Annotated in this window: 25 protein-coding genes and 3 pseudogenes; 27 read left to right on the top strand and 1 reads right to left on the bottom strand. The window is 70.6% G+C overall.

What is annotated here, in order from left to right:
- The first annotated feature begins 379 nt into the window (after positions 1–379).
- The gene (locus ABS735_RS22765; protein WP_373900734.1) at positions 380–1,315 is read left to right on the top strand and encodes a DUF5655 domain-containing protein; all 936 of its coding nucleotides are present in this window, start codon (positions 380–382) and stop codon (positions 1,313–1,315) included.
- Positions 1,316–1,412: 97 nt separating this feature from the next.
- Here the strand turns inward: ABS735_RS22765 and ABS735_RS22770 are convergent, their stop codons facing one another.
- Entirely contained in the window at positions 1,413–2,159 is a 747-nt protein-coding gene (locus tag ABS735_RS22770; RefSeq protein WP_373900732.1) for a DNA-methyltransferase, read from the bottom strand.
- A 580-nt stretch (positions 2,160–2,739) separates the two neighbouring features.
- Between ABS735_RS22770 and ABS735_RS22775 the strand changes: the two genes are divergently transcribed.
- From ABS735_RS22775 to ABS735_RS22900, 26 genes and pseudogenes are all read left to right on the top strand, one after another.
- On the top strand, positions 2,740–3,885 hold the full coding sequence (locus ABS735_RS22775) for a C40 family peptidase (protein ID WP_373900731.1): 1,146 nt from the start codon (positions 2,740–2,742) through the stop codon (positions 3,883–3,885).
- Positions 3,886–3,977: 92 nt separating this feature from the next.
- Positions 3,978–4,286 carry a DUF6112 family protein gene (locus tag ABS735_RS22780; protein ID WP_142201145.1) on the top strand — a complete coding sequence of 103 codons (309 nt, stop codon included), beginning with the start codon at positions 3,978–3,980 and terminating at the stop codon, positions 4,284–4,286.
- The gene (locus ABS735_RS22785; protein ID WP_373900730.1) at positions 4,286–4,966 is read left to right on the top strand and encodes a hypothetical protein; all 681 of its coding nucleotides are present in this window, start codon (positions 4,286–4,288) and stop codon (positions 4,964–4,966) included. Before ABS735_RS22780 ends, ABS735_RS22785 begins: the two co-directional genes overlap by 1 nt.
- Positions 4,967–4,994: 28 nt before the next feature.
- Positions 4,995–6,404, top strand: coding sequence for an SCO6881 family protein (locus ABS735_RS22790; RefSeq protein WP_373900728.1), 1,410 nt, complete (start codon positions 4,995–4,997; stop codon positions 6,402–6,404).
- Between the two features lie 130 nt (positions 6,405–6,534).
- Positions 6,535–8,001 carry an SCO6880 family protein gene (locus tag ABS735_RS22795; RefSeq protein WP_373900727.1) on the top strand — a complete coding sequence of 489 codons (1,467 nt, stop codon included), beginning with the start codon at positions 6,535–6,537 and terminating at the stop codon, positions 7,999–8,001.
- A gap of 25 nt (positions 8,002–8,026) precedes the next feature.
- Positions 8,027–8,479, top strand: a complete 453-nt coding sequence (locus ABS735_RS22800; RefSeq protein ID WP_373900726.1) for a DUF6238 family protein — start codon at positions 8,027–8,029, stop codon at positions 8,477–8,479.
- A gap of 26 nt (positions 8,480–8,505) precedes the next feature.
- Positions 8,506–10,011 carry an ATP-binding protein gene (locus tag ABS735_RS22805; RefSeq protein ID WP_373900725.1) on the top strand — a complete coding sequence of 502 codons (1,506 nt, stop codon included), beginning with the start codon at positions 8,506–8,508 and terminating at the stop codon, positions 10,009–10,011.
- A gap of 32 nt (positions 10,012–10,043) precedes the next feature.
- Positions 10,044–10,739 carry a hypothetical protein gene (locus tag ABS735_RS22810; protein WP_373900724.1) on the top strand — a complete coding sequence of 232 codons (696 nt, stop codon included), beginning with the start codon at positions 10,044–10,046 and terminating at the stop codon, positions 10,737–10,739.
- Between the two features lie 131 nt (positions 10,740–10,870).
- Positions 10,871–11,434, top strand: a complete 564-nt coding sequence (locus tag ABS735_RS22815) for a hypothetical protein (protein WP_373900723.1) — start codon at positions 10,871–10,873, stop codon at positions 11,432–11,434.
- A gap of 97 nt (positions 11,435–11,531) precedes the next feature.
- Positions 11,532–12,296: a hypothetical protein gene (locus tag ABS735_RS22820; RefSeq protein ID WP_373900722.1), complete on the top strand. Its 765-nt coding sequence runs from the start codon at positions 11,532–11,534 to the stop codon at positions 12,294–12,296.
- A 25-nt stretch (positions 12,297–12,321) separates the two neighbouring features.
- Positions 12,322–12,819, top strand: coding sequence for a hypothetical protein (locus tag ABS735_RS22825; RefSeq protein ID WP_200717982.1), 498 nt, complete (start codon positions 12,322–12,324; stop codon positions 12,817–12,819).
- A 158-nt stretch (positions 12,820–12,977) separates the two neighbouring features.
- Entirely contained in the window at positions 12,978–13,703 is a 726-nt protein-coding gene (locus ABS735_RS22830) for a hypothetical protein (RefSeq protein WP_373900721.1), read from the top strand.
- A gap of 91 nt (positions 13,704–13,794) precedes the next feature.
- Complete coding sequence (locus ABS735_RS22835) at positions 13,795–14,460, top strand: hypothetical protein (protein WP_373900720.1); 666 nt, start codon at positions 13,795–13,797, stop codon at positions 14,458–14,460.
- Between the two features lie 95 nt (positions 14,461–14,555).
- Positions 14,556–16,344 (top strand): annotated as a pseudogene (locus ABS735_RS22840) (type IV secretory system conjugative DNA transfer family protein).
- Positions 16,341–16,571, top strand: coding sequence for a hypothetical protein (locus ABS735_RS22845; protein WP_373900719.1), 231 nt, complete (start codon positions 16,341–16,343; stop codon positions 16,569–16,571). Before ABS735_RS22840 ends, ABS735_RS22845 begins: the two are co-directional and overlap by 4 nt.
- The gene (locus ABS735_RS22850; protein WP_373900718.1) at positions 16,568–17,740 is read left to right on the top strand and encodes a DnaB-like helicase N-terminal domain-containing protein; all 1,173 of its coding nucleotides are present in this window, start codon (positions 16,568–16,570) and stop codon (positions 17,738–17,740) included. The genes ABS735_RS22845 and ABS735_RS22850 overlap by 4 nt, the downstream gene beginning before the upstream one ends.
- Positions 17,741–17,892: 152 nt before the next feature.
- Positions 17,893–17,994 (top strand): annotated as a pseudogene (locus ABS735_RS22855) (DNA cytosine methyltransferase); the annotation flags it as partial.
- A gap of 121 nt (positions 17,995–18,115) precedes the next feature.
- A pseudogene (locus ABS735_RS22860) lies at positions 18,116–19,021 on the top strand (DNA cytosine methyltransferase); the annotation flags it as partial.
- A gap of 93 nt (positions 19,022–19,114) precedes the next feature.
- A complete protein-coding gene (locus tag ABS735_RS22865; protein WP_373900717.1) occupies positions 19,115–19,714 on the top strand; it encodes a DUF4913 domain-containing protein in 600 nt (199 codons plus the stop codon).
- Complete coding sequence (locus tag ABS735_RS22870) at positions 19,711–20,490, top strand: glycosyl hydrolase (RefSeq protein WP_373900716.1); 780 nt, start codon at positions 19,711–19,713, stop codon at positions 20,488–20,490. Before ABS735_RS22865 ends, ABS735_RS22870 begins: the two co-directional genes overlap by 4 nt.
- Positions 20,487–20,963, top strand: coding sequence for a type II toxin-antitoxin system RelE family toxin (locus ABS735_RS22875; protein WP_373900714.1), 477 nt, complete (start codon positions 20,487–20,489; stop codon positions 20,961–20,963). Before ABS735_RS22870 ends, ABS735_RS22875 begins: the two co-directional genes overlap by 4 nt.
- The gene (locus tag ABS735_RS22880; protein ID WP_373900712.1) at positions 20,960–21,625 is read left to right on the top strand and encodes a hypothetical protein; all 666 of its coding nucleotides are present in this window, start codon (positions 20,960–20,962) and stop codon (positions 21,623–21,625) included. Before ABS735_RS22875 ends, ABS735_RS22880 begins: the two co-directional genes overlap by 4 nt.
- Positions 21,622–22,449, top strand: coding sequence for a large ATP-binding protein (locus tag ABS735_RS22885; protein ID WP_373900711.1), 828 nt, complete (start codon positions 21,622–21,624; stop codon positions 22,447–22,449). Before ABS735_RS22880 ends, ABS735_RS22885 begins: the two co-directional genes overlap by 4 nt.
- Before the next feature lie 24 nt (positions 22,450–22,473).
- Positions 22,474–23,325: a winged helix-turn-helix transcriptional regulator gene (locus tag ABS735_RS22890; RefSeq protein ID WP_373900710.1), complete on the top strand. Its 852-nt coding sequence runs from the start codon at positions 22,474–22,476 to the stop codon at positions 23,323–23,325.
- Between the two features lie 115 nt (positions 23,326–23,440).
- Positions 23,441–24,391: an SPDY domain-containing protein gene (locus tag ABS735_RS22895; protein WP_373900709.1), complete on the top strand. Its 951-nt coding sequence runs from the start codon at positions 23,441–23,443 to the stop codon at positions 24,389–24,391.
- A 57-nt stretch (positions 24,392–24,448) separates the two neighbouring features.
- Positions 24,449–24,937 (top strand): hypothetical protein, encoded by a 489-nt coding sequence (locus tag ABS735_RS22900; protein ID WP_373900707.1) that lies wholly within the window; start codon positions 24,449–24,451, stop codon positions 24,935–24,937.
- The last annotated feature ends 1 nt before the right edge of the window (position 24,938 follow it).

Below are 24,938 nucleotides of genomic sequence, written 5' to 3' on the forward strand. Positions count from 1 at the left end.
GGCCCAGCTCCCGGGCTACTGAGCTGTGGCTCCGACCAGAACGGGTCAGGGCGTGCACAGCCTCGAAAAGCCTTCGGGCGTGGCGCCCGGCTCGCGTGTCCGCGACGGTGTTACCCGACGGGCTCCTCGACCGGTGCGGGACCGGTCTCGCTGATTGGGGGCAGCGCCGAGAGCAGGCATCCGCGGTGGGCGGAGGCGATGTCTCGAACTCGGCGGGAGAGGCCCTGCCAAAGGTGAAGCGGTCGGTTTGAGCCCATCCACTTCGACTTCAACGCGCCCCTTGAGCGGCGCCCCCCTGAGTGATCGGACTGCCCGCAGGTGGAATATCCAGCGCGTTCGTTCGATTGGTCTCCTTGCAGAGATCGCGGAAGGGGCGCTGGTGGCCGAGCTGATGATGTTCCGACGGGCCGCGGACGGGCGGGACGTCGAGCTTTCCAGTTCGACGGTGGCGCTGGAGGTGGAGCTGCAGCGGCGGGTGGAGGCCGGCCTGGAGCAGATGCTGGGCATCCGGTTCCTGGCGTCTGAGTACGCGACCGGGCCCTGGCACCGGGGGCGGATCGACACCCTCGGGTTGGACGAGAACGGCAGCCCGGTGGTGATCGAGTTCAAGAAGGGCTCGGACAGCGGGGTGCTGTCGCAGGCCGTTTCGTACCTGTCCTGGCTGGAGTCGGCGCACCACGAGTTCGAGGCGCTCGTACGGAAGATGCTGGGCGCGGAGGCCGCCGAGTCGATCGACTGGCGTCGTCCGCGGATGGTCTGCATCGCGGCCGGCTTTTCGCACCACGACCGGGTGGCCGTGCAGCGTCTGCCCGAGCGGATCGACCTGGTGCGCTACCGGATCTTCGAGGGTGGCCTGCTGGGCCTGCTGCTCGTCGACTTGGCACCCGGCCTCCCGAGCGCCACCTCGTCTCGCCGGAGCCGGGAGCGAGCAATAGTGGTTGACAGCGCTCCGACGGCACCGGTGACGCCTTCGCCAGCAAGGCTCGGCCGCGTCCCGGAGTGTCTGCGGGGCCTGTACAGAGAGCTGGACGAGGCGCTCACGGCATGGGGCGAGGTTGAGGTGGCGCCGCTGCGGCACTACATCGCCTACCGGCGGTTGGTGAACGTGGCGTCGGTGATCTTCCGTCCGAAGCACGAGGCGATCCTGGTGTACCTCAGACTCGACCCGGACTCGGTCGAGCTGGAGGAGGGCTTCACCCGGGACATGCGCGGCATCGGACACCTCGGGACCGGCGATCTGGAGGTGCGCGTCGTCTCGGCAGCCGACTTGGAGAAGGCGGCGCCGCTGATCCGGCGGGCGTTCGAGGCGGCCTGACACAGCAGGAGGGGCGGCTGGTGCATCGGTTAGTCGTTGCACCAGCCGCCCCTTTGGCGTCTGCGGGCCGCCGGCCCCGGCCTCTCCGCTCTCACGCTCATGCCTCCGGTCCGGCCAGCTCGAAGTCCTCCTTCGTCAGTTCGGCCCGCAGCCGCTCCTCGGCGACGTCGGCGTAGTGCTCGGACAGCTCGACGCCCACGAAGCGGCGTCCCTCGCGCAGGGCCGCGACGCCCGTGGAGCCGCTGCCGGTGAACGGGTCGAGGATGGTGCCGCCCTCGGGGCAGACCTGGACGAGCTGCTGCATGACTTCAACCGGCTTCTGGGTGATGTGAACCCGGCCCTTGCGGGGCTGGGAGGCGATGTAGTGCCCCGGCAGGTAGAGGTCGCGGGTGTTGTCGAGGGAGCCCTTGACGCCCCAGATGATGAACTCCGAGTCCTGCTTCGGCCCGCCCTTGCGGGGTCGGCTGGACGGCTTGATCCACGGGATCGTGCCGCTCCAGGTCCATCCCGCCATCTGAAGGGCGTCGGAGGTGGTCGGCTCCTGCCGCCAGTCGGTGAAGACCATGGCGACCGCGTGCTCGGTCGAGGCCCGGTACGCCTCGGTGAGCAGTTCGGTGAGCCAGGAGCGGTAGGAGCGCTGGTCACGGTTCTCACCCGGGAAGTTGGCGAGGTCGTGCGCCGAGTTGCTCGTGACGTACTTGGCACGTGCGGTACGGCCGGTCCGGTCGGAGCTGGTGCGGCCCCCAGAGTTGTACGGCGGATCGGTGATCACCGCCTGGACGCTCTCGTCCGGGAGGGACTTCAGGACGGTCAGGGCGTCGCCTCGGTGCAGCGTGTAGCTCATGGGGAGGGCCTCTCTTCGGGCGCGGCGGAGTCTGGACCTGCTCCGGACAGCGCTCAACGGCGTGCATCCGGTGCGAGGTTGCAGCGGAGGTTAACGGCGAATTCCGGCCGCGCCTAACGAGGTGGCTCCCTGCTTCGGGCCCCTGGATGGCAGTCGTTTGGCGCGGCCGGAATCCCGGTCTACTGTCTCGCCGTACCACCGGGAAGGAGCGCTGCTCCACCCCCGTTGAGCTGTGCTCATCCGTGCTATCTCGTCCAATCGAGCAGCGTCGGAGGCATGTTGTCCATCTGCCCGCGAGCGCCATGAGGAGGCCCCTGTGCACTGCCTGAGATTACGAGCGCGGCTGGCTGCCGCGCGTGACCAGAAACCGGCGTCCTGGAGCTACCAACTCCTCTGACCCGGGCCCGCCGAGAGGCGGATGCACATCGGCGCGGTGCCGACGGCTTTGCACGAGAAGTCGGCACCGCGTCTCCTTCGAACACCGAGGAGCCGCTGCGATGCAGCATGCCCTGACACACCCGCGCCCCGACCCACCTCCCTCGACCGGTCCGCACCACCGTCGCGCTGAACGGCGGCGGCCGTGAAGAAGACGACGGGAGCCCTCGTCGGTCTGTGCGCCATCGGACCACTCCTGCTGGCACTGCCGATCCTTGGCATCGGTGCCGGGACCGCCTCGGCTTCGTGCTCGACCGACGGTGCACAGGGTGTGGACGCCTCCGCCGTCGCCAAGCAGGTGAAGGCCATCCTGGACGGCGGCGACAAGGGCTCGGTCTCCGTGCCGGGTCTGGACGCGCCTGCCGACCAAGTGCCCAACGCCAAGACGATCCAGGCCACGGGCGTCGCGATGAACATCCCCGCCCGAGGGCAGGTCGTCGCCCTGGCGACCGCGCTGCAGGAGAGCGGCCTGCGGAACCTGACCTACGGCGACCGCGATTCGCTGGGTCTCTTCCAGCAGCGGCCGTCGATGGGCTGGGGTACGGCCAGCCAGATCCTCGACCCGGTGCACGCCTCGACGAAGTTCTACGAGGGGCTCAAGAAGGTCTCCGGCTGGCAGTCCCTCTCTGTCACCCAGGCCGCCCAAGCGGTACAGAAGTCGGGCTTCCCGGAGGCGTACGCCAAATGGGAGCCGCTGGCCACCGCCCTGCAGAAGGCCATCGAGCCCCTGCTGCAGAAGGCCGGCGGCGCATCGCCGAGCCCGTCGCCGTCCGGCTCTGCCGACACCGGCAGCCCCTCTCCCGATTCCGCGGGGGGTTGTTCGGCGCACGGCGATGGGACGGACTTCGGCACCATCCCGGCGGGCGCACTGCCGGAGGAGTACAAGATTCCCGCCTCCGCGCCGCCGAAGGTACAGACGGCGATCCGGTGGGCGCTCGGCCAGCTCGGCACCCCGTATCAATGGGGCGGCACGTGCACCGACTCCCACGGCAAAAAGCCGATGGACCGCTGCGACTGCTCCTCCCTGATGCAGGGCGCGTACAAGGCCGCCGGGGTCGCCCTGACGCGGACCACGTACACGCAGGTCAAGGACGGCAAGGCCGTCTCGGTCGATGCCCTCAAGCCGGGCGACCTCCTCTTCACCGAGGGGACGGCCGCCGTACCGGAACACGTCGGGATGGCGATCGGGCAGGGCCTGATCGTCCACGCCCCGCACACCGGTGACGTCGTACGGATCACCACCGTCGCGTCCTGGAAATCGCGGATTCTCGCGGCCCGCCGAGTTGTCTGACCGGCGCTCCTCCCCTTCCTCACCTCCCCCTCGCGCCGCCGCTGGTTCGCCCCGCCGGGCTTTGGCGTGCGCTCATTCGAACTGGAGTTCCTATGTATCTCGCTGACCAGGTCATACAGCTTGCCTACGACCCCGGAATCAAGCCGAACGAGGGCGGGCTCCCTGGCCTCAACGTCCTCAAGCAGGTAATGGGTTCGATCAACCTCTTCGGGCTCGTCGCCGTGGTCGGCGCCCTTGCCGTCAGTGCGGGCGTGTGGGCCTGGGGTCACCACTCGGGTGGTCACCAGGCCGAGGCGAACGGGAAGAAGGGCGTGCTGGTAAGTGCGGGCGCGGCCCTTCTGCTCGGTGCGGCCAACGGTGTGGTGGCGTTCTTCTCGACGCTCGGGACGCAGGTCCATTGATGGCTCAGCACTCCTCCCACCCCGGCGGCACTTCTCGCGTGCGCCGCCGGGCGCTGCTCGGCACTGCCGTCCTGGCGGTGCTCGTCGCCCTCGCCGGCCTGGCCGCTTACCTCACCCGCGAGGGCCGAAGCCCCTCCGATACGGCGACGCCAGCGCCGAGTTCGCCCACGGCGTCCTCGTCGTCCGCGGCACCGCCCGGGCCGTACACCCGCCCCCGCGCTCTCCCCATTCCGCCGAAAACCCACGACCCGATCACGTACGGGAAGGCCGCCGCAGCAGCGCTGTGGTCGTACGACACCCGCGCGTACTCGCAGCCCGAGCTGCGCAAGGCGCTGCGCGGCTGGCTAACCACGGAGTCGAAGTACGCCGATCCGGCCTCCGTCGACCAGGTGGTCCCCTCGGCCGTGCTGTGGAAGGAGATGGCCGCCAACAAGCAGGTCGCCACCGCCAAGATCAACGAAGGGCACTTCCCCCACGCCTTCACACAGGCCCTCCAGGACGACCCCGGGGCGATCACCCAGGCGTACATCTACGCCGTCACGGTCTCCGGCAAGCAGTCGATTCGCTGGAAGGGCTCGGCCGCCGGCGGCGCGGAGAGCCGTTCCACCACCCTCGCGGTCCAGTGCCGACCCAATGACCCCTGCGCCCTGGTCGGCGTCATGCCGTCCGTCGCGCCCTGACCCTCGCCCCAGAACGGAGGTACGACCCATGGGAGTCTGCGACTTCCCGCTGATGGACAAGGTGTGCGGCGCTGTCGACTTCGCCACCAACCCCGCCGGCACCGTCACCGACGGTCTCGGCGCGTGGATCGCGAAGTCGGCGGCCGAGCTGGCGTCCAGCGCGGCCGACCTGGCCGCCAAAGCCGTCAACAAGACGACGGCCATCGACCTCAACGCCGGGTGGTTCCGCGACAACTACGAGCTGCTGCTGCCCATCGGCCTCGCCCTGACCGTCGGCATCTTCTGCATCCAGCTCATGACTGCGGCCTGGCGCCGCGACGAACGTGCCCTCGCCAAGGCGGCGTTCGGCACCATGACCGGAGTCCTCTTCAGCTTCTCCGCCATCGCTTTCACGACCGTCGCCATCACCGTGGTCGACGCGCTGTCCGACGGGCTGTTCCAAGCCGCCAACACCTCGATCGACGACGCGATCCGTCGTGTGATCAAGGTTGATCAGATGGGGGCCATGTACGGCCTCGGCTGGGGTGTGCCCGCGCTGGTGGCCTTCGGGTGCGCGATCGGTGCCTTCCTCTATTGGGGCGTGATGGTGGCCCGCAAGGTCGGCGTCCTGATCATGGTCGCGCTGGCGGTGTTCGCCGGGGCGGGCGGCGGCTGGGAGGTCGCCAAGCGGTGGCGGCGCGGCTGGATCGAGGCCACCGGCACCCTGATCGTCTCCAAGCTGTTGATGACCGTGGTCTTCCTGATCGGCGTCTCCGCCATGGGCAAGAGCGACGCCAGCGACGGAATGGCGGCCCTGTCCGACGCGATGGCCGGCATCGTCGTGATGGTCCTGGTGTTGCTCTGCCCCTACGCGACGTACAAGTTCGTCCACTGGGCCAGTGACGGCGGCGGCCACGATGACATGCACCGCACCGGTGTCGCCGGCTTGGCGGTCGCCGCAGGAGCCGCGAAGACCGCAGGCAGCCTCGCACTGCGGGCCGGTACCGGCGCCCCCGCTCCGCAGGGTCCGAACCAGGTCCCGGGCGCGGGCACCGATGGCGTCGCCTCCGGCATCAACCCCTCCGGCGGCAACCTCAGCAAGGAGGGCATCGACGCTGGTCCGCCCAAGCAGCAGACCCGCTTCCGGTACGGCGAAGACCCGGACGCGAGCGGCGACAAGGGCCGGGCTCTGATCCAGCGCCCCGGGATCCCGCCGCTGATCACACGTCCTGGCGAGGACGAACCGGAAGGGTCCGAATCGACTGCCCAAGGCGTTGCGGGCGGCTCCGGTCACCTCGCAGCCGCATCGGCTCCGGGCGGCGACATGACCTCCATGCCGCCAGCCGACCCCGGACCTTCGGCCTCGGGCACTCCGGCGTCCGCGTCCGGTCCGTCGGCCACCGGCTCCGCGACGCCGACGAACTGGGTGTATCCCACCCAGCCGCCGTCGGGTTCCTGACCCACATCCCCGGGGGCGGGCCGCACTCCACGGCCCGCCCCGCCCCCCACCCGCAGGAAGGTTTCGCCATGACGTCCAGAAGAGCGCCGCGCGCCCCGTCCTCCGCCCGTTCCCACCGTCTGGAACCACCATGTCCGGCAAGCACCAGTCCTCCACGCCTACCGTGAAGTTCCCGCACCGCAGCAGGCGCGGCGTCCTGCTCGGCCTGTCCGTCCCGCAGTTGGCCGTCGCCGGGCTCACCGGCCTTCTCCTTCTCGCCGTGATCCTCGCCCGCGGTGTGGTCGGCGCCCTCCAGCTCATCCCACTGTGGGCCGTGATCGCCCTGCTCGTCTTCGTCCGCCACCGAGGCCGTGCTCTGGCGGACTGGGCCCCGATCGTCGTCCGATACACGCTGCGCCGGATGCGAGGCCAGCTCGTCTGGCTCACCCGGCCCTCCCGCCGGCCGACCCGCGAGGGACTGCTCCACCTCCCCGGCACCGCCGCCAGCCTGCGCGTGACCACTGCTCCCGACGGCAAGTACGGCGCAGTCCACAACCCGCACACCGGGACGCTGACCGCGGTCGTCAAGGTCTCCTCCCGCGCCTACGCCCTGCTCGACCCCGGCACCCAGCAGGCCAACGTCGGCGGCTGGGGACGCGCGCTGGCAGCCCTCGCCCGTACCGGGCAGATCGCCCGCATCCAGGTGATCGAGCGCACCATCCCCGACTCCGGCGACGCGCTGCGCCGCTATTGGGAAGAGCACGGCCGACCCGACACCCCGATGGCCGGCGCGATCTACAACGAGCTGATCCAGAGCGCCGGTCCCGCAGCAGCCCCGCACGAGGCGTACGTCGCGGTTTCCCTGGACACCAAGGCGGCCCGTCGGCTGATCAACCAGGCGGGCGGCGGTCTCACCGGTGCCTTCAGTGTCCTCGCCCAGCTCACCTCGACGTTCGACCAGGCGGCGCGGACCGCCGGTCTCACCCCGACGGGCTGGCTCACCGCACGCGAGATCGCCGCCGTGGTGCGCACCTCCTACGACCCGAAGGCGCTGGCGACACTCGACCGCTGGTCCACGGCGGGTCGCCCCGAGGCCGAGCCCGCCGCCGCCGGACCCGTCGTGGTCGTCGAGAAGGCGGACCGCATCGCCACCGACTCCGCCGTGCACGCCACCTACTGGGTGGAGAACTGGCCGCGCACCGAGACCAGCGCCGGCTTCCTGCACCAGCTCCTGTTCACCGGCGGCGTCCGGCGCACGCTGTCGCTCTCCTACGAGCCGAAGAACCTCGACGCCGCCCTGCGCGACGTGCAGCGCAAGAAGTCCAGCGTGATCGCCGACGCCGCCGAGCGGGCTCGGCGCGGCCAGGTCGACTCCGAGGCGGACTCGATCGAGTACCAGGACATCAAGTCCCGCGAACGCCAGCTCATCGCCGGGCACGCCGACGTCGCCCTGACCGGTCTGCTGACCGTCTCGGCCGACACCGAGGACGAGCTGCGCACCGCCTGCGCCGTCGTGGAGACCGCCGCTGTCGGCGCCCAGCTCGATCTCCGGCCGCTGACCTGGCAGCAGGCCGAGGCGTTCACCGCCGCCGCCCTGCCGCTCGCGCTCGCTGCCTGACCCTTCCCTTCGAAAGAGCACCCTCATGTCCCGCACCGCCAGCCCGACCGCGCAGGACTTCGTGCCCTTCGCCACCGCCGCGCTCGACTTTCACCGGGCGCTCAACATCCCGGGCGGCCCGCTGGTCACCACCCGGGCCGAGCTGGGCGCCCTGCACGCCCACCTCGTCTCGCTGTACGGGCTGCTCGACGCCCACGCCGGTCGCACCGGGCAGCTCGTCGCGGTCGAGGGCGACCAGCTCCGTACCGCCCGCACCCGCATCTGGCAGGCCGCCGAGCACGTCCACGCCGCCTACCACGCGGCGCCCCGGCCGGACTCCGGCGAGATCCCCGAACCGGAGGCGTGCCAGGCCGGCCGTCCAGAGGGGGCGCCGGAACTGACCATCTGCCAGCGCCACCAGCGCACCGCGCATCTCGTGCGGCGGCGTACCACCCCGGCCGACCTGCACGCCCCGTTCACCGGCCTCGTCCGCCGCTGACCCACCCCTCACCTGGAGAAACGCTCATGCCTCGTACCCGCGCCAGTGCCTCCCCTCTGTTCGTGCCCCGTAAGACGACACGCGCCGAGCAGCGGGCCGCCCGAGCCGGTTTCACTGAGGCCCGCCGCCAGGCACGCCTCGCCGGAAACCCGCCCAGGCACCGCGCCGAGCAGATCCTCGACCCGGATCTGCGGCCCACCTATCCGCTCGCCGGTCGCCCCGGTCCGGCCTCCGCCCGCGGCGGCAAGCTCGACCTGCCCGCCCACCGGATGACCACTGCCACGGCCAGCGGCGCGTACCCGTTCGTGGCCGAGGGCGGCCTGGGCGCCGAAGGGGTGTTCATCGGCCGCGATGTGCACGCGGAAGCGGCCTTCTGCTTCGACCCCTTCTCGCTCTACAACAGCGGCAGGGTGGAGGGCTTCACCAACCCCAACGCGGTCCTGGCCGGCATCATCGGCATGGGCAAGTCGGCGCTGGCGAAGTCGATCGCCACCCGGTCGATCGCCCACGGCTACCGGATCTACATCCCCTGCGATCCCAAGGGGGAGTGGACCGGTGTCTCGCAGGCCCTCGGCGGCTACAGCATCGCCCTGGGCCCGGGGCTCCCTGGCCGGTTGAACCCACTGGACGCCCCGGACCGCCCCGCCTCCGTGAGCGAAGAGGACTGGTTCACGGAGGTTCGCAAGCGCCGTCTGCTGCTGCTGGCCAGCCTCGCCCGCACCGTGCTGAAGCGCGACCTGCTGCCGATGGAGCACACCGCCCTCGACCTGGCCCTGGATCTGGTCGTCGCTGACGCCGCCGCCCGGGGCACGGTGCCGCTGCTCGGCGAGATCGCGCACGTACTTGGCTCCCCCGAACGCCTCGACCACGCCCTCGGCCACCAGGCGGGGCACCTCGGTTCAGCCGCCCAGGACCTCGCCCACGCCCTGCGACGTCTCGTGCACGGCGACTTGAGCGGCATGTTCGACGCGCCGAGCACCGTTTCGTTCGACCCGACCACACCGATGCTGTCCATCGATCTCTCCCGTCTCGGCGGCTCCGGTGACGACACGGCACTGGTGCTCGCGATGACGTGCGCGAGCGCGTGGATGGAGTCAGCCCTCAGTGATCCCGATGGCGGTCGGCGCTGGGTGATCTACGACGAGGCGTGGCGGCTGATGCGGCACGTCGGGCTGCTGGAGCGGATGCAGAGCCAGTGGAAGCTCTCCCGAGGGCTGGGCATCGCGAACCTGATGGTGATCCACCGCCTCAGCGATTTGCTCTCGGCGGGCGACGCCGGGTCTCGCGGCCGGGTCCTTGCCGAGGGGCTCCTCGCGGACTGCAGCACGCGCATTATCTACCGCCAGGAGCCTGACCAGCTCGCCGCCGCTGCATCTCTGCTCGGCCTGACCGGCGTCGAGACCCAGGCGGTGTCCGCTCTGACCAGGGGCCGAGGTCTGTGGAAGGTCGCCGGGCGCTCGTTCATCACCCAGCACATCCTCCACCCGGCTGAGCGGGAGCTGTTCGACACAGACGCCCGCATGGCGGCCTAGCCCAACGACCAGCACAGCAACGGGAATCGATCATGTCTTCTTCTTCCACTCCTTCCTCCGGTGACAACCAGCCGTCGCAGGCCACTGACCCTCTGGCGTGGCGACGGCACCTCCCGGCATTGGCCTCGGCCGCCGCCGGGATCAACGAGGCGTGCGACGCCTGGGACGCGGTTTCGGACTCGCTCTGCGACGCGGACGGCTGGCCGCTGGACGACAAGGTCTACGGGGACGGGAAGGTCAAGCAGGACGCCGAAGCGTGGAAGCACGCCGAGGTGTTCCTCGACCACGGACCCGAGGTGCTGGCCGGGGTCCGCGCCGCCGCCGACGGCCCCGACTACGTCGAGGGGCCGATCAGTGACGACCTCCGTCGGATACGCGGGATCGACACCATCCTGTTCCGGGCGGAGGAGCTGCGGCACGAATGGGACGGCGTCATGGCGCTTATGGGCGGTTCGCAGCCGAGCGTGCTCCACCTCTACAAGGAGCGTGCCGAGGAGCACCGCAACACCGAGGGCTGGCACTACTCACATGAACTCGGTTCCAAGGGGCCGGCGTTGGTGCGTGTAGGTGAATACCTAGCTCACCGGGCGGACACCGAACGGCCGGCGCAGACCGAGTGGGCTCGCGTCGCCCTGACTCGCTCGACGCACAACACCCCTGCCGTATCAACTGCTTCGCCCCAGGTCCCGCCGGCATCGCATCCGCCGGCTCCCGGTCGCTCGCGGTGATCCCTAGCACGCAGTCACGGCAGCGCCAAACTGCCCGATCACCGGATCCTCATGGACCACCGCAACCCTTCAAGCTCCACGCCCCCCGGCGGCTCCCGCCGTGCGGCGGGGCGTTCGCAACGGAGAACTCCATGCACCACGAAACCCCGCCCCCGACCGCCACGTCCGATCCGCGTCGCCTTCAGGCTGCCCTCTGTTCCGCGCTCGGGCAGCGCGGCCTGGAGGGCACCGTCGAGTACGGCCTCAGCGACTACATCGTCCACGCCGAGCTTCCCGACGGCAGTTCACTGATCATCTCGCCGCCGCAGGAGCCACCCTCCGAGCACCCCGAGTCCCCGGAAAGCTGGATGGTCACCCGCCACCGGTCCGTCGAGCCTGCCGTCTACGAGGTGATCTACGACTCCGAGCCGGACGGTCCGCATGCGCGCCACGGCGGCAGCCTGCCGGATCTCCTCTCCGCTGTCGACGCCCGCCTGGATTTGCTTGGCGTACCGCCACGCCAGGAGCAGGAACGTTCCGGCAAGGCGCGCGCCGCCACCGTGCTCCCGCCCGACTCCATTCCATCCCGGGCGAGTGTCGCTCTCGCCTCTTCGCCGTCGGTCGGCCAGCGCGTGCTCCCGACCGGTCCGCCGCCGGAGTCTTCCGCGCGGGCCGCGCCGCCGTCGGCCAGTTCCTCATCCGCTCCCCGGCTCTGACCGACCGCGATCCAGGAGTCCTCCGTGCACCGCACCCTCAGAACTGATCCGCCCGTCGCCCGCACCTGCAACCGCACCCGCCTCGGATGGATCTGCCATGCCCAGCCACTACGACGTGCTGCCCGACCTGGCCTTCGGTCACCACCCCGTCCACGGCATCGTCGCCGCGAACCCGAAGAACCTCACGGCCAGCACCTGGATGCTCAAGGGATTCGACTTCCATCCCGTCCCCGACCAGCCGACGTTGTACGCGCTGGCCGACCAGAACCGTGACGGACACGGCCGTACGAGCCGGGCCATCGAGCTGCTGCGCAAGGCCGGCTACCAGGTCGATGTGGACGTCGCACTTGACCCTGCACCGGCGCCCGACACGGCACAGGTACGCGACCGCGGTCCGCTCGGTGAACCAGACGTCGCCTTCGCCGATCACCCGCAGCTCGGCATCGTCGCAGCCCTTGACGACCGTGTCTCCGGCCTCAGCGGGCTGGCGCTGGTGGAGGACGGCTGGCGGCACAACTCGAGCCTGGACATCTACACGCTCCCCGCGACCACCGATCGCGTCGAGGCGCTGGGGAAAGTCGCCGACGCCACGGTGGCCCTGCACCGTTCAGGGCTCCAGGTCGCAGTGCAGCCCCGCCTCGCTCAAGAGGTGACGGCTCGGCCCCGCCCTGCTGCCACGCCGACCGCCGGCCGTGAGCGCGGTCGTGGTCCCGCCCGCGCGTCTCCGTTGAGCGCCGCCGCGCTCGCCGCCAGCCCGGCCCGTGCCGGTATCCCGGGCAGGGCGCCGGTCCCCGCCGCCGCCGTCATCACACCGGCGGTCCGGCCGGTTGACCCTCGCATCGCGTACTCCCGCGACCGCTGATCCAACTCCTCAAGGAGGCCCTTCCATGGCCGTGAAGACGATCTGGCCTATCGACCACACCTGCGGTCACCATGCCGACCGCGACTTGTCCGACCGACCGGCTGACCGCCGCGCCGGCTTCGCCGAGTGGCTCGCCAGGCAGGAGTGCACGGACTGCTGGCGCGCCTCGAACGAGGGCGACGAGCAGGACAAGGCCGCCTGGCTCAAGGCGAAGCGTGCCGAGGAGCAGACGGCGTCCGAAGCCTGGTCCGAGCAGTACCGGATGCCTCCCCTGGAGGGGACCGAGCGGGCCGTTCCCTGGGGCGTGCGCTGTCGTCACCAGATCCTGACCAACGCCTACACCGCACTGGTCACCGAAGGCACGACCAGCGAAGCGGAGTGGGCGGAGATCGAGGAGAACGCTCGTACGGTGACCCGTGCCGGGTGGTGGATAGACCAGAGGTCGTCCGAGCCCGAAGACCTCACCGAACTGCTCCGAGCCGCCACCGGGGCCGACCGGCCGACAGAGAATCCCTTCTTCTGACCGACCGGGTGCCCTGCTGCGGCGGGGCACCCGGCTGACCGCCACCGTGCGGCTTCTACCAGCGATTCTCGGCCGGACCAAACCCCGGATTTGCCGGACGCTCTGCCCACTGGCCCACCTCCAACGGGTCCTTCGCTCCCTCTGCCCCGGAGACTTCCGTGCCTACCTCGATCACCATCACGTCCGAGTTCAGCGGCAGCGTCGTTGCCAAGGGCGCTACTGATGACCTCTCCGCGCAGCTCCTCCGTCACGCCGGTTTCAAGCAGATCGACGACTGGCACGGCCGACGCCATCGCCTGCCCACCACCACTCCGCTCGCCGACCAGGTCGCCATCGCCAGCCATGCGGCCGAGATGCTTCGAGCCGCTCGCTATGACGTCACCCTTCCGCCGTCTCTCGACACGGCCCGGATGAGCCCTCCGGTGCATGCGCTGGGGCCCTACGCCGCCGGAGCCGAACTTCTCAGCATCACGGACCAGATCCGTGCGGCCGAAGACGGAGCCGGCCTTCAGCGGGCAGTTGACCACCTCCTTCACCCCGAGCACGGTGCGCTGGAGCGTGTCCGGGAGGCGCTGGAAGCAGCGGGAGAACAGGTCAACGACCTGGACGAGGATGCGCATGCGCTCGCTGACCGGTTCGGCTTCGCCTCGGAGTTCATCAGCTCGGCCCAGTCCGAACTCGTCGATTCCGAGGCCGAGCTACGCCGCGTCGGCGCCCCTTCGACGAGTTACTCGGCAGCACGGACCGTCCGTGATCACCGTGGTGCCGCTCTGGCCACTTCTCCTGCGGCGAACCAGGCCAAGGTCTCCTCGGCGTCCAGTTCCGCGCCGGCGCCTTGCTCTGTGACGGGTCACCCACCGCGCGCCTCAACCCCCCGACGGTGACCCCGGCCGCTCTCTCCGCCGTCGGCCACCAGTACGTCGCGCGCCCCCGCTCGACTCACCCGTCAAAGACCGCCCACCCGAAGAGGCAAACGTGCCCGAGTACTACTCCAGCATCGGCGAGGCTGTCGGTGCGGCCATGCAGCACAACATCCGGCTCGCCCACCGCAGCGCGGCACCGGGCTCCGACAAGCCGCTGCAGGTCAGGCGCCTGCTCAGCGCTTCCGCCGATCCGTACTCGGTCCGCGGAATGATCTCTCGCCTCCACGAGGACGCCTCGCCCGATGAGGTGGCGGGCATCATCGAGGAGGTCAACGGCGCACTGGTCGGGGCTCTGCCCGAGCTGACCGAACTCGTCGCCTCTGCCGCCGACTGGACTCGCGCCCGTCTCGACTTCGACGACCCGCATCACCATCCGACTTTCGAGACGTGGACACGACTGGCAGCCGCGTACAGGATGCTCCAGGACGTCCGTGAGCAGTTAGAAGTCGCCGAGGACGGTCTCGCTGCCTGTCCCGCAGAGCGCACGGACCCCCAGCACCACCAGATGGTCAACGTCTTGCGCAGCCGGGAGTTGCTCGACGATGTCCTCGGTGCCGAGGCTGCTCCTGTGCCGTCCGCTCCCCGGAACGTCGATTCAGACCGGCAGCGGGCGGCCCGCGCCTCCTCGCCGCGCGCCGGAACATCGCCGTCGACCGGCAGTCCGCCGGCCACCGCAGCACCTCCGCCCGCGCCTCGTTCTGCCGGCCGACCCCGCTGAAGCGTTCCGCCTCAGACGTCCAGGAGTACACCTATGAGCTGCATGAGAGCCGAGCGCGCCCCGCCCCCGCCCGCTCGCACACCCAAGGAACCGACGTGCCTTCCCCGCGCACCAGCGCGCCCTCGACCACCACCGGGTCGGACGCGCTCCTCTACCTCCTGTTCGGCATCCTCGGCGCCGCCATGGCCTTCGGCTCCCTGGCCTGGCTGACCGGAAATCTCACCAATAACTTCGTCGGGAGCGGGACATGGGCCCCCTTCCGCGTCACGGACGCGCTGCTGCACCCGGAGCTGCTGTGGCCGACCTTGAGCACCAGCATGCTGATGGTCGGTGCCCGCGTCGTCCCCGGCTTGCTCACCGTTGCCTTGGTCGTCACCGCTGCGGTGATGTGGATGCGCTGGCGTGCCGGGTCCAAGTCCGGCCTCGCCCGCAAGGCGGACCTGGCGCCGCTGCTGGACAAGGAGATCGTCGCCAAGGCGAAGAGCCTCCGCCCGAGCCTGGGCGGCCGGGAGAGTAAAAGAGGTCCTGCCCGCTGACCGTGGCATCCTGCTCGGCACCCTCGCCCCCGGTCGTGCGGAGGTCCGCGCGTCCTGGGAGGACGTGATCGTCGCGATCATGGCTCCGCGTTCCGGCAAGACGTCCGGGCTGGCGATCCCCGCGATCCTCTCGGCACCGGGTCCGGTCCTACTTACCAGTAACAAAGCCGCGAACGACGCCTTCACCACCACGGTGGACGCCCGCGCCGAGGTCGGCACAATCTGGACCCTCGATCCGCAGCAGATCGCCCACCACCCGCGCGAGATGTGGTGGGACATCCTCGCTGACGCCCGCGATCTCGCCGGGGCGAAGAGGCTGGCGGGGCACTTCGTGACGGCGAGCGTGGACGAGTCCAGCGGCTCCGACTTCTGGTCAACTGCCGCGAGCAACACCCTCGGCGCCCTCTTCCTCGCCGCCGCGTCCCACCGGCGGCCGATCACCGACGTCCTGGCCTGGCTCGCCATGCCGGCCGACCGCACCCCGGTGGACCTGCTCACCGACGCCGGCCACCACGCGGTCGCCGCCCAACTCCAGGGCACCGTCTCCGGCGCCACCGAAACGCGCGACGGCATCTATGAGACGGCGAGGCAGTACGCGAGCTGCCTGCTCGACCCGGACGTCGCCGCCTGGGTCACCCCCAACAACGACCTTCCCGAGTTCCAGCCGTTCGCCTTCGCCACGTCCCGCGACACCTTGTACCTGCTGAGCAAGGACGGCGGCGGCAGCGCGTCCGCGATCATCGCGGCAGCGGCCGACGCTGTGATGCGCGCAGCCGTGATCGTGGCCGAGCGCTCCGGCGGGCGACTCGACCCGCCCGCCCTGTGCGTCCTCGACGAGGCGGCGAATGTCTGCCGCATCTCGGACCTCCCTGATCTCTACAGCCACCTGGGCAGCCGAGGCGTCATCCCGATGACGATCCTGCAGTCCTACCGTCAGGGTCAGCGGTGCTGGGGCGAGGCCGGTATGGACGCCCTGTACTCCGCCGCCACCATCAAGATCATCGGGTCTGGCATCGATGACGCGGACTTCGCCGACCGGCTCAGCCGTCAGGTCGGCGATCACGACGTTCAGACCACCTCGGTGTCGACGAGCGAGGGCGGCAAGTCCACCTCGGTGAGCATGCGCACGGAGCGGATCCTGCCGCCGGACGCCATCCGCGCCCTGCCCAAGGGCAAGGTGCTGCTGCTGGCCACCGGCATCCGGGTCGCCATGCTCAACCTCAAGCCCTGGTACAAGGAGCCCTCCGCCAAGGTGGTCGGCCCGGCTTCCGCTCGCGCAACGAAGGCCATCACCGAGCGCGCCCTCGCGAAGAGCATCGGCCAGGACGATCTTGGACTGTCGGCATGAGCGCGTCCACACCACAGCAGGGGCGGTTGGCCCACGCTCCGGTCGTCCTGCGCGGTGGCCGGTGGTGGCTTGACGGCGGGGCCGGCTCGGTCCCCGCCTCCGATCCCGCCTTCACCGCCGTCCTGGACGACTTCGCGCTGTCGATGGCCGCTGCCGACCAGGCAGTCGCCAACCTCCTCATCCGGCAGGACGAGGCGTCCTCCATTGATCCCGGAGGCCGGCAGTGAACCCGCTGATGAGCGCCGAGCAGGCGGTCCTCGGCGCCGCACTCCTCGACCCCGAGCAGCTCACGCACCTGGAGTGGCTCGCTGCGGACCACTTCTATCGGCCTATCCACCAAGCGCTGTTCGACGCCCTCCGCAAGCTGCGCAACGACGGGCATCCCGCGCTCTCGGCCGATGGTCCGTTGCCGCTGTCGTGGGTGACTGACGCGGTCGAGGAGGCCGGACAGCACGTGCGCGGGCTGACCGCGGCGTACGCCCACACCCTGATCCAGGCGTGTCCCCGAACCGAGCACGCCCCGGTGTACGGCCGCATGGTGCTGGAGGGGGCGATTCACCGCACCGTCGCCCAGCACGCGATCCGTCTCCACCAGGCGGCTCGGGCCGACGCCGTCCAGGGCGAGGTCGAGGGAGCGTTGCGCACGGCGGACGTCCTGACCGGCGTACTCACCGACCTTGCGCGACGCTGGGGAACCGATCCTCGACCGGTCCCACCCACCGCTGGGCCCTCTGCCGCCACGGACATCCCGCCTCCGGCGCAGAGCGGCCAAGTCGCCGAGGACGAGCGGTTCCTCCTGGCCGTCCTCGCCGAACAGCCCGGGGCCATGGGCGAGGTGGTGGCCTGGCTGCGGCCGGGAGACTTCGCCGACCCTACCCACGGGCAGCTCTACCGGTGCCTGGGCGCGCTGCACCACCGAGGCGAACCCATCGACCGAATCACCCTGCTCTGGGAGGCCCAGCGACGCGGTCTGCTGGCCGACGGCTCTGTGTCGAGCGAGCAGCTGACCGCCGTCTGCGAAGGCATGGTCCCCGGCAGCGCTGACTGGTTCGGGCAGCGGGTGATGCGCTCCTCCGTCACCCGCACCGCCGCCGCCTCCGCGCGAGCCATCCGGACCCTGGCCCAGGACGAGGTTCTGGGGCCCGGCCGGCTGATCAACCACGCCCTGCACGAACTCGGTCCGCTCGACGAGGTACGTGCCCGCTGGGCCACCGCGAACAGCAGTCCGGCCCCGAAGACCACGGCATCCGCTCCGTCGGCGGCCGAGCCGCCACCCGACCGAGTGAAGGCCGCCCGCGCCCGCAGCACACCCCGCACAGGCGCGTCACCCCCAGCCCCGGCCAGCCGTCTCCCCACGCTGTCAGCAGCCCGACCACCCTCGCGCGGCCACCCGTGAGGCCCCCTCCCCATCAGCCTCTTCTGCCCCTGGAACTCGCCTTGATCTACCCCATCTCCGCAGCCGCGCCGGACCTACGCGTCACGGCCCCAAGCCTCGCCACCCCGTTGATCGGGTCTCTCTGCTCGGGGTACGGCGGCCTCGGCTTGGGCGTGCAGTCCGCGCTCGGCGGCACGCTCGCCTGGCACGCCGAGGTCGACCCGAACGCCTCACGCATCCTGGCCCGCCACTGGCCCGGCGTCCCGAACCTGAGCGATATCACCGCCGTCGACTGGTCCACCGTCCCCCGGGTGTGCGTCCTGACGGCCGGCTTCCCCTGTCAAAGACGTCTCGGTCGCCGGCCGCCGGGCCGGACTCAACGCCCAGACCCGCTCCGGGCTCTGGCTGCACGTCGCCCGTGCGGTCTCAGCCCTCCGACCCTGCCTGGTTGTGATCGAGAATGTGCGCGGCCTCCTCACCTCCCCCGCCGGTTCCCCTGGCGACGTGGAACCCTGCCCGTGGTGTCTGGGAGACACCGCAGGTCAGCCTGCTCTGCGGGCACTCGGTGCCGTACTCGGATCCCTGGCCGACCTCGGGTACGACGCGAAGTGGCTCGTGCTTCGCGCCTCCGACGTCGGGGCCCCGCACCGCCGCGAGCGGACCTTCCTCGCCGCATGGCCCGCCGGGCACCCTGCTGAAGACGCCGACCAGCAACATCGGGAAGAACGGCGGCAGCCAGCATCCATCGAAGCGGAAGAGCGGGGGGCACGGTCCGAACCTGGCCGACGAGGTCGAGTGGCTGCTGCTGCCGACCCCGAAGGCGTCGGACGGAATCAAGGGTTCGCCGAACCAGCGGCACGGCAATGGCGACATGACCCTGCCCAGTGCCGCTGCGTCTCTGTTGCCGACCCCGAAGGCCAGCGACACGGGCACCCCGGGCCGCCACCCCGGGAAGGGATGGCGGCCTCCCTTGTCGGCGGTGGTCCTGCCCCTCTGGGCGGAGGAGACGCCGGAGGCGGGGGCGCGGACCGGCGATGGGGAGCGTACGGATCCGCCATCACCCGATGGGAGAGCCTCACCCGCCCGGCCCCGGCCCCCACGGACGCGGCCGGTCGGCTCCGCGCGGACTTCGTGGAGTGGATGCAGGGCCTCGACGCCGGCTGGGTCACCGCGACTCCGGGGCTCGGCCGTCCAGCGCAGCTCACCGCGCTCGGCAACGGCGTCGTCCCACAACAGGCTGCGCGCGCCTTGCAGTTGCTGGCACCACCCTTTCCCCGCTGTCCCCGCTGCGCCGACCGATAGCGCTCCACTACCGCGTTCTTCCGGCCGGACCAAACCGCTGATTCTCCGGATCCTCTCGGGCATGTCGCCGTCTCACAGATGGAGCACACCCCCATGGCCGACACCAGCCCGACCTCCCCCGGCCCCGAGCTGTACCGCGTGCCCGACGCAGACCTTGACGACCTCGCCAGCACCCTCGCCAAGACCATGGCCGAGGTCAGGCAGCACGGCGTCATCCTCGACCGCCTCGGCTCCGAGCCCGAATCCGTCGCCATCCAGCCGCCGGACGGCACTCCGGAAGCCGAGGCGGCTGACGGCAAGAAGACCGACGGCCCCGCCTCGGTGTTCATCCTCGCCCTGGGCGGCAAGGAATACGCCGTCGAACTCGCTGCCCTCAGCGACTGGGTGAACTACCTCTTCCTGCCGGTGTACGGCCGGGAGATCAGCACGAGCCGTCCCTGGTGCGCGCACTGGCACGAACACCCCGAGGCCGTCGCCCGGCTCCACGCACTCTGGCTCGCCTGGCAGCAGTTCACCGACACGGAGGCCGGCCTGTCCGGCCCGTCGACCTGGCACCGCGACCACCTGGACCAGACCCTGGCGCACCTGCGTGCGCCCGACGGACCCTTCGCGGCCTGCACGACCAGCGCAACTCGCCCCAATCACCGGGTGCTGGCCACCCCGGCGCCCGAGCAGTCGGGGGTGGCGGCGTGAACGACATCCTCGACTTCGACCTCGACGACCTCTCGCCGGTCGACGACGACTCCGAGGAGGCGATGGAGGCTCTCCGGGCTGGCGACTTGACGGTCCTGTCCCAACACCACACCAAGCCCACCGGTTCGCACAGCTTCGTCCTCGCCCACGACCGATCGGTCACCTGGGGGGTACCCGGCGAGCCACAGCTCGTTGCGATCGCGGTCGCTCGGGATCTGCGGCAGTCCACGTTCACGTTCGAGACCAGCCACCACGCCACGGCGTCCTTCGCCCAGAACTGGCTGGCAGAACGCGGCTGCCCGCTCGAACCGATCACACTGCGCGGTGGCGACTACATAGAGCCCGCCGACGACCTCACCGTCCAGGTGGAGCAGCAGATCCAGAAGTCGGGCACCCGCTACGAGGTCCTCGACACCTACACCTCCGACGACAACCCCAGCGAGGCGTGGACACTCGTCAACGACTCCCAGGCCACCCAGGCACCGGTTCGTCTCTTCTACGAGGAGTGGAACCACGATGCCGGCACGTACACGATGCGCGAAGGCGCCTTCCCTGACGTCGGCGTCGCCCAGACCTGGCTGGACGAGCGCAGCGAACCGCTGCCCGAGCCTCCGGAGTACAGCGACCACAACGGTGCTGTCGTCCGGGCCCGCATCGCCCGCATCGCTCTCTCCCGGTCCGCCGGTACCTCTCCGACACCGCAGACCGGGCTCGACGCGCCCCGCGCGACAGCGGCGGTACCGGTCCAGCGCCCGGTCCAGGGCAGGCTGCTGTGAGCCGCGCCCGCTTCGCCTTCGCCGCGCACCCTGACGCCATCGCCGACCTGCGGGAACTCCCTCCTGAGATGCGCGATTTGGCCTTGCTGGAGCTGCAGAACCTGGTCCACGGAAGCGACGACTGCTTGCCGTTGAAGGGCCGCCTCGCCGGCTTCCACAAGGTGTACGTCGACCCGGAGGTCTCTTACCGGCTGGTCATCCAGTTCCGCCAAGCGCCACCGACCTCGACCCACAAGCGCGAGATCTACCTCGTGGCGGCTGGCAGCCGGAAGGACTACGCGGTCTACCGCGCGGCCCACCTGCGGACCGAGCCCCAGCAAGGGGTCGGCCCGGACTCCGCCACGGAGGCCCGCGTGCAGGCCGCCCGGTCTCGCTCGACGCTCACCACCGAACGGCCGACAACGGGCCGCGCGACTGCCCCGTCACCAGCGCCGCCCTCGGCCACCGCCCCTCGAAAGGCTGCCCAGCGATGACCAACGACCGTACTGCGCTGACCCGTTCAGAGCTGGCGGATCTCCTCACCGAGGCCGCTCAGAACGTCGGCGGCATCCCTGCCGCCGAGTACCCGACGGCTGCCGCCCGCTCCTACCTGCATCCCGTCTTGGGTCCGCTGGCCGCTGGGCCCCGCGTGATCACCGAGCTGAACGACCGGTTCGAGGGCTTCGTGGCCACCGAGCCACGCCCCGCTGGTTCGGCGGGCCTGTTCGCTCTGGCCTCCTACGCCTCCGCGCTGGGGTGGCTCACCGAGTCGTTCGCCGAGCTGACCTCCTCGGTCGACGAGATCTGTACCCGCGTGGGCATCCCTACGGAGCCTTGCGCCCCGATCGCCGCCACGTCCGGCGGAACCGAGCGGGACGACGAGTTCGACTTCGCCTTCAGCGCACTTGAGTTGGAGGCGGTCCGCAACGCAGCCGAGGCCGCCGGCCTCGCGCCGGACGACTACGTCGAGGTTCTCTTTCAGTCGCTGCTCGCCGCCGCCCGGATCACCGACGCCTGCATGGAGATCTCCAGCGGCCTGCTCGATGACGCCGATCTCCTCAGCGAAACGAGCGACCGCCCTCGGCTCGACAACGATCCCGGGAGCCTGCCCGCTCTGGTCCGCTCCCTGCTCTCTCGGATGGAGGCAACGGAGTGAACCCGTACGACGCAGACACACACCCTGGGCCCTACCTCGTCGTCGAAGTGCTCGGTATCGGCGATCTCAGCCTGCCCGCCCTCGCGCATGGTCCGGAGGAGCCGCTGCACCAGGCCGCTACACGCGTCATCGAAGCCGCAGCGGCTTTGGACGAGCGACACGAGAGCGTGCTCGACGCGGTCCAGCGCGCTCAGCGGCTGCTCGAAGGCATCGGTCGCGGTGAAGTCGGCCGCGCCCAGGTCTCGTACGCGCTGCTGCGGACCGCGCTCCCCGAACTCGGAGACGGCCTGGCGCAGCAGGACCGGGCATACAGCCAGCTCGTCGAGTCCCTGTCCGTCTACCGTCGGCTTCTTTCCTCGCCCGAGCCTGCTCAACACGCGAGCAACAAGAGCCACGGGCAGGGCCAGAAGACGAGGCCCCACCGGGACGACGACTGGGCCGTCGCCGGGGAGCGCGGGCTGGTAGCCCTCGAAGCGGTTGCGGCCGGAGGTGTTCGCTTTCGCCGCAACGCGATCGGCGAGGACCCGTACATCTCGCGGGAGAAGGCCCAGTGGCAGGACCCGGCGGTCTTCCCGCAGACCGTGCAGCGGCTGGTCGCCGACGGGCTACTGCATCAGGACATCACCGAGAACGTGTACCGGCCGGGCCAGCTCCTCTCGCTCACTTCGCGGGGGGAAGCCGCCCTGCGTGACGGTCGCGCGACGACCTCACGGGTGTCCGCCGCCCTCGGCCGCACCACCACGCAGACCACGTCAGGCGCGCTCGCCGACTCGGCCGCCGCGCCCGTCGCCAGGACCTCCCTCGCGACCCCCCGCTCACGCTGACCTCATCCCGATAAGGACCCCACCGTGCCTACCCCCGGCCTGCCTCCCACCTTCTCCATCGCTTCCATCGACGCCCAGCGCGTCGAGGAGGCTCTCGCCCGGATCGGGCCCAAGTGGACCACCTGGACCGCGATGACCCTGGCCCAGGTGAACGGCCCCGTGCGCGTCCGCGACGTTGCTGCGCAGCTCCCCTTCGTCAGTGAGCAGTTCGTCGGCAAACGGCTGGCCACGATGCACGCTGACGGACTGGTGATCCGCGATGACGACCGGCGGGGCGCGCCGTACCGACTCAGCGCGCTAGGCACGTCTCTGGCCCCCGTCCTCCGCACGGTGTCGGACTGGTCCCGCACCCACCTGACACAGGAACCGATGGCCGAAGCCGAGCGTGTCGAGGACGCGCTGCGCCGCTTGCATCTTCGGCACTCAACTGCCGTGATTCAGGCCCTCGACTCGGCTGACGGCCAGATGCGGTTCGTTCACATCGCCGAGGCGGCCGGTCTGGACAACGGCCTCGCACGGCAGCGACTTGTCCGGCTTCAGGCCGATGGCCTGGTCACGCGGACGGGCTCCCGGCACGGAGACCCTTACGTGCTCACCGATGCCGGCCAGGCGTTGGGGGCCGTCTACGCGAGTGTCGAGCACTGGAGCCAGCCCTTCGCGCTGCGAGGTGGAACAGCGGCACCGCGTCCGGCAGCGGCAGCAACGCGCAGCCACGTCGGCATTCCGCTGGGGGCGGGGGCCGACGGCGCCCGGACCGCGGCGGCCCTGCGGCGGAGCGCCGCCGCGTCCAACGTCATGTTCAGCCACGCGCCTCAGCCGGAACCGCGGGTGCCGGCGGCCGTGACCGCTCAGTCGGCACCGGGCCGGGGCCGGTGACGGCGGTGAGAACTAGAGGCCACTCGCCGCCGCCACGGCATGCGTGTGCGCTCCAGCGGCTCCCGCCGCTGCTCACGCGGATCCGTCCCCCTCCTTCGCTTCCGGAGACTCGACCATGTACGCCCCTGATGACCCGACCCGGTACCAAGAGGTACTGGTCAGCCCCATGTATCTGGCTGGTTCCAACGGGACCGGCGAGGCTGGCTTCGCGCCCGTCGCCCACTGGCCCCATCAGTACCTCGATGAGGGCCCCTGCCAGCTCCTCGTGACCTCTCCCGACCAACGGATTCGGATCGGCTGGTTCGGCGACGACTTCGAACTGTGGAAGATCAGCGCAGCCGAGGACGCCTTCTCGGCGCCTCGCTGGACGGCGACGTTCAACCACGTCACCCCGGCCGAGATGGTCGCCGGCCTCACCGCCGCACTGGTCCAGGACTACGACGAAGCCATCGCCTCCGACACCCCCGGCCGCTTCTTGACAGGGCCAACCGTCCCCTGGAGGGACACCGTCCGGCCGCTGACCGATGCCGGCTGGAACCTTGACGGAGCTGCTGAACTCGGCACCGTCGAGATCACCGCTCCTGACGACCAAGCGGGCATCCTTATCGATCGGCGCGGCTACGGCTCCGACCGCACGACCATCGAGCTGTGGGCTGGCCCGCCGGGCTGGGGCACTCGTGCCGAAGCGACGTTCACGGCCCGCACCCCATCGCATTTGATCGCCGCAACCGCCGCTGTGATGGCGAAGTCGACCCCGGTGGTCCGTGAACGCCACCAAGTCGACCGGCGGATGCAGCACCTTGTCACGATGACCCCTGTCGCTTCGGCCACGCCGATCGCCGAGGCTCAGGTTTCGCGCGCTCCGACTCCGCTGGACGTACGCCGCACCGCGGTCACCCAGGCCGTACACCGTGCCGCGCGGGCACCACGCACAGCAGCCGACCTCCGGGTGATGGCCGCGCAGAGCCGCTCCACGGGGGCGGCGCAGAAACGGACGGGACACCCCGCGCCCGCGACCTCTGACCGGCTGCCGGCCAGCTCGCCGACGCCCCGGCGCGGACGCTGACTCCCACCCCAGGCCGCACTCCACTCGCGACCGTCCCCGCCCAACAGGAGTTCCACCATGCCCACCACCACCATGCTCGACCAGGCCACGGCCGTGATCGAGAACGCCTGGGGCCAGCCCATCGAAGCTCTTGAGGTCCTAGGGGTCCGCCGCCCCAGCGAGGACCCGCTCCTGCGCTGCGCCATGCACACCCGCGCGGCCCTGGCCATCACGGACAGCGCGGTAACCGTCCACCAGGACCGTCTTCACGCCCTGTCCCGGCATGGGTACGTGCCTGACTTCTACGAACTCGACCGGATCACCGAAACGGCGGTCAGCCTCCGCGTCGCCCACGCGGAGAGCCATGCGTACCTCCAGGCGATCCGGCGCGTGGTGGAGGCTCGGGAGGCTGCCGCACCCGAGGTTGAGGCACCGGCGGTTCGGCTGGCTCAGGCCGCTGTCGCCCGCTCCGGGCAGACGCGGCACGCCCCGGGGGCCGTGCCCAAACCGTCCTCTCCGGCGGCGGTCGTAGGGCCGTCAGCGCCCACAACGGGGCCCCGACGTTGAA

Source organism: Streptomyces sp. MMCC 100, from assembly GCF_041538145.2.
Classification (GTDB): domain Bacteria; phylum Actinomycetota; class Actinomycetes; order Streptomycetales; family Streptomycetaceae; genus Streptomyces.